Consider the following 12,960-nt stretch of genomic DNA (forward strand, 5'->3'; position numbering starts at 1 on the left):
TGAAAAAATGGCTCAGTGTCGTTCGATGGTTGGGATGAAAGCTCTCATGATGCAGATCGGTCAAGGTTCCCACAAATCCTTTCGTTGTCAGCGCATCGATAATATGAACGAGATGCTTCATGACCGGCTTAGAGAAATAAAGGGCCAGCCCCAACATTGCGAAAAACTTGTCGATTCCTTGGTGATGTGGTAGTCTATTCATGAGACATGAACCTCCTTGAGAATGGTTTGGTGACACATCTATTCTAATCAAGGAATCGGGTTCATGTCTCCTTTTTTGTTCGGATGTAAATTTATGTTAGTGAATTTGCTCATCTACAGTAATGAATTAAACATGACGATACCAGAAGGAAAAGTGACGGTATTTATCGGAAGCAACGGCTGTGGAAAATCCACCCTGCTCCGCTCTCTGGCGCGCTTATTGAAACCGAAATCCGGGTCTGTATTGCTGGACGGCCACAGCATTTCCCGTTTATCCACAAAGGAAGTAGCACGGCGTCTTGCCATTTTGCCGCAATCAACGGCAGCTCCCGAAGGACTCACTGTCCTGCAATTGGTGAAACAAGGCCGATATCCGTACCAAAGCTGGCTGCGCCAGTGGTCAGAAGAAGACGAAAAAATGGTAACCTGGGCGTTAGATGCAACACAAATGAGCGAGCTCGCCGAACAGCCGGTAGATTCCCTTTCCGGCGGCCAGCGTCAGCGGGCATGGATCGCGATGGTGCTTGCTCAAGGAACGCATACACTGCTGCTTGACGAGCCGACCACATATCTTGATATGACGCACCAACTAGAAGTGCTTGATATTCTTGCTGAATTAAACCGGAACGAAAAACGGACAGTTGTTATGGTGCTTCACGATTTAAACCTTGCCTGCCGGTATGCTGACCATATCGTCGCAGTGCAAAACCAGACCGTATACGCCGAGGGTGCTCCTGAGTCGGTGATGACGGAAGATTTGGTACGGGCGGTCTTTAATCTTGACTGCCGCATTATTAAAGACCCAATTTACGGAACGCCGATGTGCATTCCGTACAGTAAGCATGAACGAAAGCGAAATGCTGGCTAATAAAAAAACAAACCTCCGCCAACATAGCGGAGGTTTGTTCTCAGCCGTATATCGTTTCGAGCATGGCCGCACAACTTTCGTTCGAACTGGTTTTGTACCCGTGCTGCTCCAACACTTGTGCAAGTGCCGATAGGAAGAGAAGAACATTGCGCGGCTGACAAGAATAGCCCATCAAACCGATGCGCCATACTTTTCCTTTGAGTGCTCCCAATCCGCCGCCAATCTCAATGCCGAACTGTTCCAGCAACTGCTTACGCACTGCCGCTTCATCAATACCTTCCGGGATGCGCACAGACGTAAGCTGCGGCAAGCGGTATTCTTCTGCCACATGCAACGACAATCCCATCGCTTCTAAACCGGCCTGAAGCGCCTTCCCGAATTTCCAATGTCGCTCCCACGTCTGTTCCAGCCCTTCCTCCGCTACCAAACGCAGCGCTTCGCGCAGGGCGTAATTCATGCTAATCGGAGCTGTATGATGGTAGAAACGCTCCTGTCCCCAGTAATTTTGAAGCATGGATAGATCAAGATACCAGCTTTGCACCTTGGACGTACGTTTCGCCAGCGCTTCCTGCGCCCGTTTGCTGAACGTTACCGGTGAAAGGCCCGGCGGCGCGCTTAAGCATTTTTGCGTTCCGCTGTAGCACGCGTCTACTTCGTTTTCATCTATCCCCACTTTGATTCCACCGAGCGACGTTACCGCGTCCACAATAAAGAGGGCATCGTGTTCGTGCACAAGTCGCGAAATTTCGAACAATGGCTGAAGGGCGCCGGTCGATGTCTCGGCATGCACGACCGCTACTGCCTTAACACCAGCATGCTTTTCAAGCGCTGCTTTTATTTGCTCTGGCTGGATGATCTCGCCCCACGGTGCCTCCACTCTGATGACTTCAGCACCACAACGTTCCGCTACATCCGTCATCCGCTCGCCAAAAAGGCCATTGACACCGATGATAACCTTATCGCCCGGCTCCAGTATATTTACAAACACCGTCTCCATCCCAGCGCTACCAGTGCCCGACATCGAGAGCGTAAGCTCATTCTTTGTTTCAAAAACCATTCTGATTAGCTCCATCGTTTCGTTCATAATTTGTAGAAAAGACGGGTCCAAATGACCGACAAGCGGCATTGCCATCGCCTTCAGTACGCGCGGATGAACATCGCTCGGCCCCGGCCCCATTAAAATACGGCTTGGCGGATTTAATTCTTTATACATCTCTCTCATCCTTTCCTATGTATGATGGAAAAAAGGGGGGTTCGCTTCTAAAAATAGTTTATCCCTTCCATTCAAAAACATCAAACAATTTCAACAATAAAATCGACAAAGCCCGCTTGAAAATTCTTTCAAGCGGCCGCTCGTTCCTCATGTTCAATGCTAGCTATAGGGTCTTTATCCAATATTTCATCATTTTCATTCGGGTCGATTCCCTTTATTATATAAATTACGTGATTGAAAAACGAGAAAGGAGGATTATCATGCTTATCATTACCTTTATCCTCTTACTAGGCTTGTTTTTTGGAATCCGCCGTGCATACCGCAACACATTCGATGTACAAGTGCAAAAAGTAGAGATTCCACTGGACTTGCCGCAGAATAAAGAAATAAATATTCTGCACCTTTCCGACATGCATCTTGAAAATCTTTCGATCACACCTCAAACTCTGTATGAAAAAGTAAAAGATTTAAATATAGATCTTATTGCCCTGACCGGGGATCAGCTTGAGCGTCAGAAAAATATCCAGCCGTTCATGGAATACATTAAGGTGCTGAAACAACTCAATGCGCCTCTCGGCATTTACGTTGTCTTTGGCAACCATGACTATCTGCTGCACAAGCACCATCTTGAACTCTTCCGCAAAACGCTGGAGAGCCATGGTTGCATTGTTCTGCAGAATGAAAACAGAGTCCTACAACTGGGTGATACTGTGCTTAACATCATCGGCATTGATGATTTCAGCACCCGTCGAAGCAACATTGCCAAATCGTATGAAGGGGTTAAAACAGGCATCAATCTTGTATTAACCCATGATCCGAATGTCGTGCTTCATATGGATGATGTGCCTTACGATTACCTTCTCTCCGGCCATTTCCATGGCGGCCAAATCCACTGGCCGAAACCTTACCACTTGGTAAAAATGGGGAAGTTGGCTAGAATGAAGATTATCAAGGGCCTGCATTACCGAAACGGGAAACCTTACTACATCAGCGAAGGATTAGGGCAAACCGGGGTGAATATTCGTACAGGTTGCCGTCCGGAAATTACGCTCCATACGCTTAAAGGAAAAGAAAGCGAAAAAATAACACGTGCCAGCTAAAAGTCTCTAAACGTGTGAATCGTTTGGGGACTTCTTTTTATTCCACTAGTTCCTTTATTTTCTCCCAGGCCATTCCTTCCTTATCTTGATGATAGCGTTCAATTATTTTCATCCAATTGCTTCGTTCTTCTTCGTTCTGCAAAACGTTTAGTATTTGTGTTTCATACGGCGAATGGGATAAAAGTCTGTATACCAATTTTTGTGATTCCAGGTAATGCAGGTTCACTTCTTCCTGACCGGGCAAAACGGAATGGACGAAGATGGGAAGTTTCTTCCACAAAGCTTCGCTTATCGTTACGCCTCCTGGCTTGGTAATGATAGCGTCCACTTGTTCGTACCAATCATTCATCTGCTTTCTCGATGAAATAAAGGAAAGCGGTTGAATATGTTCCATTTTCCAAGAAGCAATCTCATGGAAAAGCTCTTTATTATGGCCACAAAGAATAAAATAGCGAAACTCGGTAGCATGCTTCATTTTTTGCAATAGAGAAAGAATGTCGCCCAGTCCGTTACTTCCTCCTGATATCAATATTTTGTAAGGCGGAGATACAGGAAATTTCCTATCGGTCGTGTGAAACTGCTCATCTACTGGGATACCGGTTATGTGAATTCGTTCCTCAGGTATATTGTACTTTCCCATGAGTTCGTTCTTTAGTGAACTAGCAGGAACAAAATGGAAGTCAATTCCTCGACGTCCCCAAATTTCGTTAATAAAAAAGTCAGTATACACATTAATGGCAGGCGTAAAGATTTTCCCCTGTTCTTTCAGCCTGCTTATTAAAAAAGAAGGAAAAGCATGGGTACAAACCAACAAATCCGGTTTTTCTTCACGAAGCAATTGTTCCATTTTGTCCTGAAATAGTCTTTCATACCATGCTAATTGGTAATTTTTTATGCCGCTTGCCGAACAGGCGCAATGCTGATACGTCCATTTATACGTCTGCGGCGCGTAATAAATCCACCTCATATATATACCGGTCACTATTTTTTCTAAGTGTCTGTTCGCATACCACAAAAAATCGATTTTTCGGCACGAGATTCCCTCCGCTCTTTTTTCCAATGAGCGCATAAGGGCATCGGCGACTTGATGGTGACCTGAAGGAAGTTGCAATAATGGAAAAAAAAGAACTTTTTTCATGCTTAGTATCAGACTCCTTTATATTCATTGGGAAAAAATTGTGATGCATACTTACTCTCGTTGCTACGCATTAATAAGAAAAAAATTGTCTCATCATCTGTTACACCAGCATGAAAGGAGGCATCTGCATTGGGAACGTGGATTCAACTCTGGTCATTTATAGACAAATTTTATTTTTCGTGTTCTCAATTAGAATATGTAAACAGAAAAGAAAAAAACATTTTCCGCGTCAAGCTTATTCGTTATCACGGGCAACATCTCACTCTTTCGGATGGAACACGTATATGTCCCAACGATCTTCTTCTGAAAATACATCTCCATAATTGTTTGCTTATGGACGAGATGAAAAACATTCTAAACGACACAAAACGAGCCCTGTATGTTTATCATCGTGTGCAATCCTCGCTGCCCGAGCTGGCCCATTTTATTTTTAAACACCCACAGAGAGACAACATTAAAGGCATCATTGGCATTACCATGCTATCCCGCGGGGTAAGTCGCCTAGGATTCGAGGTAAAGGATATTCAAAACCGCTATTATCGAAATATGAAGCAATTATATATGAAGCCAATGTTTATTTTATGCCATCCGGATAAAAAAGGAGTTTTTAGACAAAAAAATCCAGTTCCTAAGTTCCTTCTGATGTCAAAGGAACAAATATTTAATAAATATTTACAAGCACAGGACTTACCCACATAATAGATAATAACACCAAGCTGTAGGTCGTTCGCAGCGGATACGAAAGAAAAGCGCGACTCCCTGGCTGTGGTTGATCTCTTCTTTTGTATCCTTATTTTCTTCTGTCATTGTACTCGCATTGCGCTACACGAATGAGCCATTTGCTACAAACAACGGGCTTCGATGGGCAACTTATGAGTGGGTATTCATACATTTCATGGCCCTAAAAACAAAAAAAGTCTTTTGAAGGAAAGAAAGAGGCTAAACCCCCGCTCCTTTAAAGACTTTTTTATATTCATGCATTCACTTATTTCAATTGTTGAAAAACTATACATTTAGTTTGATTAGCGCTGTACAGCACCGGACATCGGTTGTACATTCACCGGCACTTTATTCATATTGTGCATGCCTCCAGCATTGACATGATACATAATGTAGTATTGTCCTGCTTTATCAAACGTATATGTAATCGAGTAGACCCCGTCTCCCGTTTTCTTGGCGGCAATCATCTGTTTCTTTTCTTGATTTTCTTGTCCGATTTCAAATTTAACATCTTCCGCATCATTGACCGGTCGTTGCTTCTGCGTGATTCGAGCGGAAATCTTCACCGGTTGTTTTTCTTTCACGCTTTCGGGCATAATCGTAAGCGAAACCTCTACTGGTACCGGCTTCTGCCTTTCCTCTGGCGTGCTATTCTGGCCACACCCGATTCCCCCCCATACAATTAACAAAAGCATAAAACCAAACAAAACTTTCGACATTCTCACTTTCCTACATTCACCCTTTCCAGCATATATAACGATATTGATATACAAAATGCATCTGTCTACTTATTTCTCGATGTTCTCTATGCTCCATCCGCTATTCATATCGTTCCTGACTCTACTGCTAATATGATTGCCATAAATAAATCTTATCTCCGACCTTGATTTCACCCGTCTTAATCACAGAAGCGTAGACTCCGAAATAATTGTTCCGCTCCCGAACTACCGTTTTTAACAGAGAAGGATCAAACGCGCACGTATCGGGGTTAATCGTGATCATCATGCACCGTTCACAATGCCGCTTTATTTCCAGCTCCGCTTCCCCCATCATCATTCGCTTCCCGAACCAATGGTCTTCTGCAAATGGAATATTTTCGTACATGGCGATAAGAATATTAGGTCGAAAACGTCTGTGATCCACTTTATCTCCCCATAATTCCTCAAGTTTGGCAAGCGAAGCGTCTGTAGCAAGCAAAACATTCTCTTCTTCAATCGCTCCCAATGGAATATGGTCTGGAGAATACTGTATCGTTGAAATGCTTCTGCCTGACTTCTCCTCCAATTCTTTCGTTAATGCTTCATCTCCCCAAAAATACGTTTTTCCGCTGGGCGATGTAATCTTAACCTGTGGAAACTTCTCCAGACTCTCTTGCCCGATAAATTCCGCCTGATAGCCAATCATCGCCGGAAGCTGCGTGGCTGTCAAAAATTGGCCGGGTCTCGTTCCATCCAAAAAAGCATGACTGCGATCCCCATACAACCCATAAGGCTGGATCGTTGTCTTCCGTACGCTTTCCCCCCGAAATGACTTCACGGGATGGCGAATAATTTCTTTAATTTCCCCAATCAGCATCTTTATTATCCTTTCAACAACATTTTTTCTAAATATAATCTTATCAAAATTTTTCATTTAATTGTAAGAATTACTACTATCGAGCGATTTGCAAAACGCTCTTCTTACATAAACCAAGTTATCGGACACAGCAAAACAGTTGATCTGGATGAACCGGATCAGCTGCTTTAGTTTTACATTTTACGTATTATCGGACGTATTAAAAATAAATATTACGCTTAGTATTATGATTTTACAACAGGAATTTGGATTTCAGTAACGTGTTTATCTTCATTAGACGTTGACCAGTATCCCTCAAGGTGTACTTCTCTACTAGGTCCTGCAATTTCATATCCGTTCATTTCCATCCACTTCTGAATAGCCGTGTAAGCATCAGCTAATTTATCATTATTACCTTTATGGATAACACAAGCCATCCTCTTGACCGCTTTTAATTTCCTGATCTTGATTCTTTCTGATTCAGGCAGATTACCCATAACAGGCACTGCAACTTCAATATTTACATCATTTTCACTGTCGTCAGAAGAATAATAAACCGCAATAGGAGAAACAATTTTTACATTGTGATGATTTAATAAGAATTCCAAGCTTAATTTAAATATAGATGATCTTCAGTCCTTCTTCCCTGATCCTATCCCTGAAAATGGTATAGAACTCCGCGATGAAACGATAAAAAGAAAGCAAGATAACTTGAACATGCTAAAAAGTCTGGTGCCTAATGTAATTAAGTAATCATAAGTGTAGAATAAAATATCATTTCAAAAACTTTCATTATAGATTATCCGTTATAAAAATTAAAAATTTTCGCCATGATTGATTATCTATTTTCAATAATTTCGCTTACGTTAATGAGAAAAACCGGGCATGCGCCCGGTCCTTTTTACTTCTTAACATCTTCAAGCCTATAAATTTGACCATGTACTCCCTCGTAATATTCAGGGTACATTTCCCCCCCACACTTTTCACAACTAAACTGGGGAGGGACCGTAAGGTCCCCATCATCCATCGCATCAAAAGAGCGGACCGTATCATACGGAATTCCTTCTGTTTCATTGCACACCAAACAGACGTAATTGACCTTGTTTTTCGCTCGAAGAAATCGAGATACGGTGATTACGCCTTGCTTCTTGTGTTTTTTCTTCTTTGACTTTGCCATGTTCAATCTCCCTCGTTAGATATCTCCTTGCCATGTCATCGACAGCGTATCTTACTTTTAATTCGCCGCCATGCAGCCATACTTCTCCCTTGTATTCATAATAACATTGGCATCGAGGGCATATCATTGGATCTTTCCCTGTTCCTTCTTTAATCCGCTCTCTCCATGTTCTCCTTCGGAGAATCTTTCGCACATTTACAATCCATTTTCGTACTTCTTTTTGCCATACAGATACAAGTCTCTTGCACATTGCTTTTAGTTTCCGGGAATATACACCGTAATGACGGATAACCTTAAACTGTTCATCTGGAATATGACGAATTAAACGGGAAATAAACTCCTCAACAGAAATCGTTTCCCGCTTTTCTTTCTGCTCTTTTTTGTCATAATACCGAAAGGTAACAAATTCGCCGTCATACTCCTCAATACGATGTAAAGCAATCGCAGGACGACGAATATAACGTCCGATATACTTCAACTGCTCCTTTACATTTCCTTTCTGTTTAGGAGCATATACATAAAAACCCTCGGCATTTGCCGAATACGCTTTTTGTAGCAAAGGTTGAATCTTTTTCTTTTCTATCTCACTTACTGTACGGCGAATAAGTTTTAAGACAACCACTTGCCACTGCTTTCTCAACATGGAAAACGGAATATAATTATATACCTTCCATTCTCCATTTTCTTTCATACCTCTCATGGTAACGAGCATATGCACATGGGGATTAAAATTAAGGCGGGAACCAAACGTATGTAAGCCAGCAATAATACCAGGTGTTACTCTAAACTTCTTTTTAAACCAGCCCTGCACCAGTTTAACTGCTTCATCCATGAAAGGTTTTAGCATCTCACGATGCTGTAAAAAGATATTCCGTAATCCTTCATCTATCGTAAAAATAACATGTCGATGACATACTTGAAACATATCTTCTGCCAATAAGCGTCCCCACTCCTCGGTTTCCCCATTGGAGCAACTTGTACAAAATCTTCCCTTGCAACGAAAAGTCATTTTCCGAACATGATGACACCCTTCACATACAAAGAGTTTAAAGCCATTCTCAGATGTACCACATGTACGAAATTTTTCAATTTCTTTAATCACATTTGGACGTATACGATTTCCATACTTTTCAACAAATCGCTTCCAGTGTTGACGCTCATCAAAAAAAATACGTTTCAAAATATTTGTCTCCATACCTTCATCTTACAATGAATCCAAAAAGAAAGGGACCTTCCGGTCCCACTTTTCCACTTTAAAGCAACATATACTTTCTTATACGATAAGAAAAGCAGTAGCCCTTTGCCCTGGCCATCAGAAATGTTGTTTATTAAGAAGAGTCAAAAAAATGGCCTTATGACAAACAAAATTAATTCCTGGCTATGATAGGCGACAGGAACCGATTAGTTTAAGATGGGAGTTTAACGATTTTAGTACGAATACAGCACGCATGATGGGAAAACGATAAGAAAAAAACCGTTCACTGCATGGAATGCTCGGCTTTATTCACGCCTTTATTGAAAAAAATTTAATTATCGACGAAAACAATCGGGTAGCATGCATGTGATTTCAGCATGAAAAGAGGTAGGTTTTATGAAAATGTTAAGAGTTTTTTTGCATAAATTTATAAAACTGGGAATCATCTGGATTGTTGTTTCTGTTTTTGTTCTCATTCTATGTACCCTAACCGCTTATTCTTCAAATGAACAGAAAGCCTCTTACGAAATCCGTATCAACCTGTGGCACCAGGATCTTCAGCTTCTTGAAGGGGGGAAAGCAATCAAGACGTTCAAAGTGGCTCCCGGTACCCGAGATACACCTTCCCCCGTAGGGACCTTTCGTATTGTTTCAAAGAGTACGGGATGGGGCGGCGGGTTTGGAAGCTGCTGGCTCGGATTAAACGTACCATGAGGAAAATATGGAATACATGGCACGAACAAACCTCATCTGATCGGTCAAAATGTAAGCCATGGCTGTTTTCGTATGCGAAATCGGGATATCGAGGAACTGTATGAAAAGGTGCCGGTCGGAACAATAGTGATCGTAGAAGGGCCGATTACCGGTCATAAAGATTTGACCTATCACGTCCTGGTACGCGGTTCGCGTGGCACGCTAGTTCAACTTGTCCAGAATCATCTTCGGGCTGCCGGCTTTTATCATGGTACATGTCACGGCATTTTTGATCGGAGTACAGAACAAGCCGTGACTCAATTTCAAAAACAGAGTAACTTGCCTGTAACGAAACAAATTCATGAGACCGATTTGCTGTACTTAGGCATTATTGAATGATAAGTTTTAGAGCTGCGGTATAAGCAAAAGCAGCCGTTCCTTTTCCAAACGGGCTGTCCTTATGCAGATCCTAACTAATGTAAATGTAAATTAAAACAGCTGATCGGGTTTTGTCCAGGTAGCTGCTTTTTTGTGTTCTATAATCTCCGTTATGGTGCGACAAGCAAGTCGCTTTCTTATATACAGTGCAACACCGGTCTCATTTGCTGGTATGCTGCTAGCCTAGTCGCAAAGGCTATCTCTGCCCGAAACAGCGTCTCTAGCAATGGAGGGGTTGGTTGCATAAGGGAAATGCGGAAACAAAGGATGAGTGCATCATCCGGAATACTGCTAGGAGAAGATGGGTAAGGCTGTACCTTACGGTACAGCTTGCGGTGACCGAAAGTGAAGGTTTGTAAGCTTCGTAAAGATTAGCTTGGGATCATGCACAGCGTAGCCCAGGTATTCGTAAGAGGAAAAGCGGAGTCATAACGCCGCTCTGATGTGACCCACATCTTGCCCGGAGTAAAGAACCCACCTGTCCCCTGACACTGAGTGTTATTATAAAATCTGCTTCGCTACACACACTAAAGCCAAGACTATTTATTTATGACGGGAGGATGCCATATCATACAAAGTACTGTTTCTCATCCTTATCCTGAGCCTTCTCTGCCCCCCTTTCTCCGTCCAGGCTGCGTCTCCCGGAGCATCGGAGACAGAAGCATCAGCCCGGGAAAGACAATTGTTGTTTGAACATATGCAGGCCATCACCGGAATTCCATGATACTTTATGGCGGCTATTGATCAATATGAGCGGAACATCCACAAAAATTCAAAGAAAAAAGCAGACACATCCTTTTCCCATACTTCGTCGCATAAAACCGGTATTGTATTTGCGCCGGAGATATGGAACGGATTGCTAAACCCCAATTCTGAAGACACTAATCCATCAAGCATTGCTTTTTTTGGCGGAATAGGCAAAGACGGGAACAGAGTCGGCAAAGCCGATGCAGCAAACGATTTAGACGTCGTATATACGATGGCCAGCTACCTCAGTGGATTCGGCTATACTGAAGATGATATTCGGATCGGACTCTGGCATTACTATTCACGCGAAAGAAACGTGGAAATTATTTCAGAGCTGGCAGCTCTTTTCCAGCATCATCAGCGACTGAATCTGACAGGCAGCGCATTTCCTGTGCCTCTCCACTACAATTACAGCTATCGCAGTACATGGGGCGCTCCCCGCGGCTGGGGGGGACGTCGCATTCATGCCGGAAATAGTACGCGTGGGGGCAGGTGTCATATTTGAAGAGTCGGATATAACTCCATTTCCAGGTCACGCCGTTCTCTCCTTCATCTTTTGCAACTCTCGCTGAATGGTCCCTTCCAAATCCGCCGCTTTCTCTTCGTTCCGAATTGCTTCTACAAGTTCGCGAACGATGACATCAGCTCGTTTGGCCCATTCCGCCCACAAATCCTTGGGGAGCTGATGCATCTTCACGGCGCGCTCCCAAAGACTTTCAATGCCGGTATCTTTCTCGGTTTTCCTGACGAAATCCTCCGCTGCTTTTTCATTCGCCAGGTATTTGCCAATCAGAAGGACATGGAACGCTTCCTTCGATTTCTCAGACGTGAATAGTTGCCACTCCCGCCATGCCCACTGAAGAACCGCGCGTGCATAATTCGGGTTGGTGTGAAACATTTTCCCGTCGATCTTCCCGAGAAAGCCCATCAGTTTCCATTGGTGTGCGGAAAGCTTCATCGCAGGATGATCTTCCCATGTCTTTTTCTTCCGCTTTTTCCTTCGGGCGGCTTCGTGTTTTGGCCTTGTATTCATCGATCACTTGTTGTTCGCCTTTTCCCTCCAGAAGACCGATGAATTTGGCCACGCCCCCTTTTTCCTGGCAGCGAAAGCAGTGAAACGTATTCTTTACCGGATTTAGGTAAAGATGGAACCTTCAGTCCAGATAGTTATTCATGGAATCTCCTTTCTCTGCGATGACCAATTCACTAGAACGGCAAATTGTCAGTTGTAATATCGATCAGTTTTCTTGAGCAAGTAAACGGATCGGCAAATGGATCTCTAGGGGCAATGGCTTGGTTGCTGCTTGCCCGTACGAGTATCCTCTGCTTTTTCAAGGAAACAAACACCGTCCGCCACAACCTCTGTCATGTATACCTATCGTCCTTCCTGGTTTTCGTATAATCGGGTTTGCAGCCTTTCATTTACTTAGAACCGAAGAGATTGAACCCGTTGTTAGCTCTCATGGTGTTTTTGACTCAGACGATGCTATGTTCATCGAATATGTGATATGCGGAGGTGCAAAAGTAGTCATATCCAATGACCGAAGTTTGACAAAACTCCATGAGTACGTCACAGATGAAGAGGGGAAATGACTCATCCAAAAGATTGAGCTTTTGACCCTGAAGGAATTTGTAAGTAAATACAGCCTGTCATGAGTATTTCATTAGGCACAGGAAACCAAGATTTTTCAACCTCTAAGATTAGGAAGTCTTTTTTTATTTTGTCCTGCGTCCGGGCATATCAGTAGCATGGGATGAGAAATCGGCTGAAAGGAGAAGATATGAATCGAGTCATCTTGATTGGTAATTTGATATCGCCAATATTTTTTTGTGCAATTCTTACCCCTACAGCCAAACATCGGCACCGACGAGTTACAGTCAGGTGAACCGAAACAGTAACCAAATAGTACTACGTT

General features: G+C 43.1%; 12 protein-coding genes and 2 pseudogenes. 6 read left to right on the top strand and 8 right to left on the bottom strand.

What is annotated here, in order from left to right:
* Positions 1-202 (bottom strand): annotated as a pseudogene (locus BLR88_RS10895) (IS701 family transposase); the annotation flags it as partial.
* Between the two features lie 93 nt (positions 203-295).
* On the opposite strand from BLR88_RS10895, the gene BLR88_RS10900 reads away from it, so the two are divergent.
* Positions 296-1,069, top strand: coding sequence for an ABC transporter ATP-binding protein (locus BLR88_RS10900; protein ID WP_254778303.1), 774 nt, complete (start codon positions 296-298; stop codon positions 1,067-1,069).
* A 40-nt stretch (positions 1,070-1,109) separates the two neighbouring features.
* On the opposite strand, the gene BLR88_RS10905 is transcribed toward BLR88_RS10900, so the two are convergent.
* A complete protein-coding gene (locus BLR88_RS10905) occupies positions 1,110-2,282 on the bottom strand; it encodes a pyridoxal-phosphate-dependent aminotransferase family protein (RefSeq protein WP_057899092.1) in 1,173 nt (390 codons plus the stop codon).
* A 260-nt stretch (positions 2,283-2,542) separates the two neighbouring features.
* Between BLR88_RS10905 and BLR88_RS10910 the strand changes: the two genes are divergently transcribed.
* The gene (locus tag BLR88_RS10910; RefSeq protein WP_091260662.1) at positions 2,543-3,382 is read left to right on the top strand and encodes a metallophosphoesterase; all 840 of its coding nucleotides are present in this window, start codon (positions 2,543-2,545) and stop codon (positions 3,380-3,382) included.
* A gap of 37 nt (positions 3,383-3,419) precedes the next feature.
* Here BLR88_RS10910 and BLR88_RS10915 read toward each other — a convergent pair whose 3' ends face one another.
* Positions 3,420-4,520: an MGDG synthase family glycosyltransferase gene (locus tag BLR88_RS10915; protein ID WP_091260664.1), complete on the bottom strand. Its 1,101-nt coding sequence runs from the start codon at positions 4,518-4,520 to the stop codon at positions 3,420-3,422.
* A 129-nt stretch (positions 4,521-4,649) separates the two neighbouring features.
* Here BLR88_RS10915 and BLR88_RS20560 point away from each other — a divergent pair, with 129 nt between their 5' ends.
* Positions 4,650-5,219 carry a YkoP family protein gene (locus BLR88_RS20560; protein ID WP_057899094.1) on the top strand — a complete coding sequence of 190 codons (570 nt, stop codon included), beginning with the start codon at positions 4,650-4,652 and terminating at the stop codon, positions 5,217-5,219.
* Positions 5,220-5,542: 323 nt separating this feature from the next.
* Here BLR88_RS20560 and BLR88_RS10925 read toward each other — a convergent pair whose 3' ends face one another.
* From BLR88_RS10925 to BLR88_RS10945, 4 genes are all read right to left on the bottom strand, one after another.
* On the bottom strand, positions 5,543-5,959 hold the full coding sequence (locus BLR88_RS10925; RefSeq protein ID WP_057899095.1) for a FixH family protein: 417 nt from the start codon (positions 5,957-5,959) through the stop codon (positions 5,543-5,545).
* Positions 5,960-6,086: 127 nt separating this feature from the next.
* Entirely contained in the window at positions 6,087-6,815 is a 729-nt protein-coding gene (locus tag BLR88_RS10930) for an MOSC domain-containing protein (RefSeq protein ID WP_057899096.1), read from the bottom strand.
* A 224-nt stretch (positions 6,816-7,039) separates the two neighbouring features.
* Entirely contained in the window at positions 7,040-7,402 is a 363-nt protein-coding gene (locus BLR88_RS10935) for a GyrI-like domain-containing protein (RefSeq protein ID WP_057899097.1), read from the bottom strand.
* Between the two features lie 462 nt (positions 7,403-7,864).
* On the bottom strand, positions 7,865-9,166 hold the full coding sequence (locus BLR88_RS10945; RefSeq protein WP_091260666.1) for an IS91 family transposase: 1,302 nt from the start codon (positions 9,164-9,166) through the stop codon (positions 7,865-7,867).
* Between the two features lie 402 nt (positions 9,167-9,568).
* On the opposite strand from BLR88_RS10945, the pseudogene BLR88_RS10950 reads away from it, so the two are divergent.
* The 3 genes and pseudogenes from BLR88_RS10950 to BLR88_RS10960 form a co-directional block, all read left to right on the top strand.
* Positions 9,569-10,003 (top strand): annotated as a pseudogene (locus BLR88_RS10950) (L,D-transpeptidase); the annotation flags it as partial.
* 3 nt (positions 10,004-10,006) lie between these two features.
* The gene (locus BLR88_RS10955) at positions 10,007-10,258 is read left to right on the top strand and encodes a peptidoglycan-binding domain-containing protein (protein WP_257721607.1); all 252 of its coding nucleotides are present in this window, start codon (positions 10,007-10,009) and stop codon (positions 10,256-10,258) included.
* A gap of 769 nt (positions 10,259-11,027) precedes the next feature.
* Entirely contained in the window at positions 11,028-11,549 is a 522-nt protein-coding gene (locus BLR88_RS10960) for a hypothetical protein (protein WP_091260669.1), read from the top strand.
* 27 nt (positions 11,550-11,576) lie between these two features.
* On the opposite strand, the gene BLR88_RS10965 is transcribed toward BLR88_RS10960, so the two are convergent.
* Positions 11,577-12,077: a hypothetical protein gene (locus BLR88_RS10965; protein ID WP_057899100.1), complete on the bottom strand. Its 501-nt coding sequence runs from the start codon at positions 12,075-12,077 to the stop codon at positions 11,577-11,579.
* Between the last annotated feature and the right edge of the window lie 883 nt (positions 12,078-12,960).

The sequence above is a fragment of the Aneurinibacillus thermoaerophilus genome, assembly GCF_900099925.1.
GTDB lineage: Bacteria > Bacillota > Bacilli > Aneurinibacillales > Aneurinibacillaceae > Aneurinibacillus > Aneurinibacillus thermoaerophilus.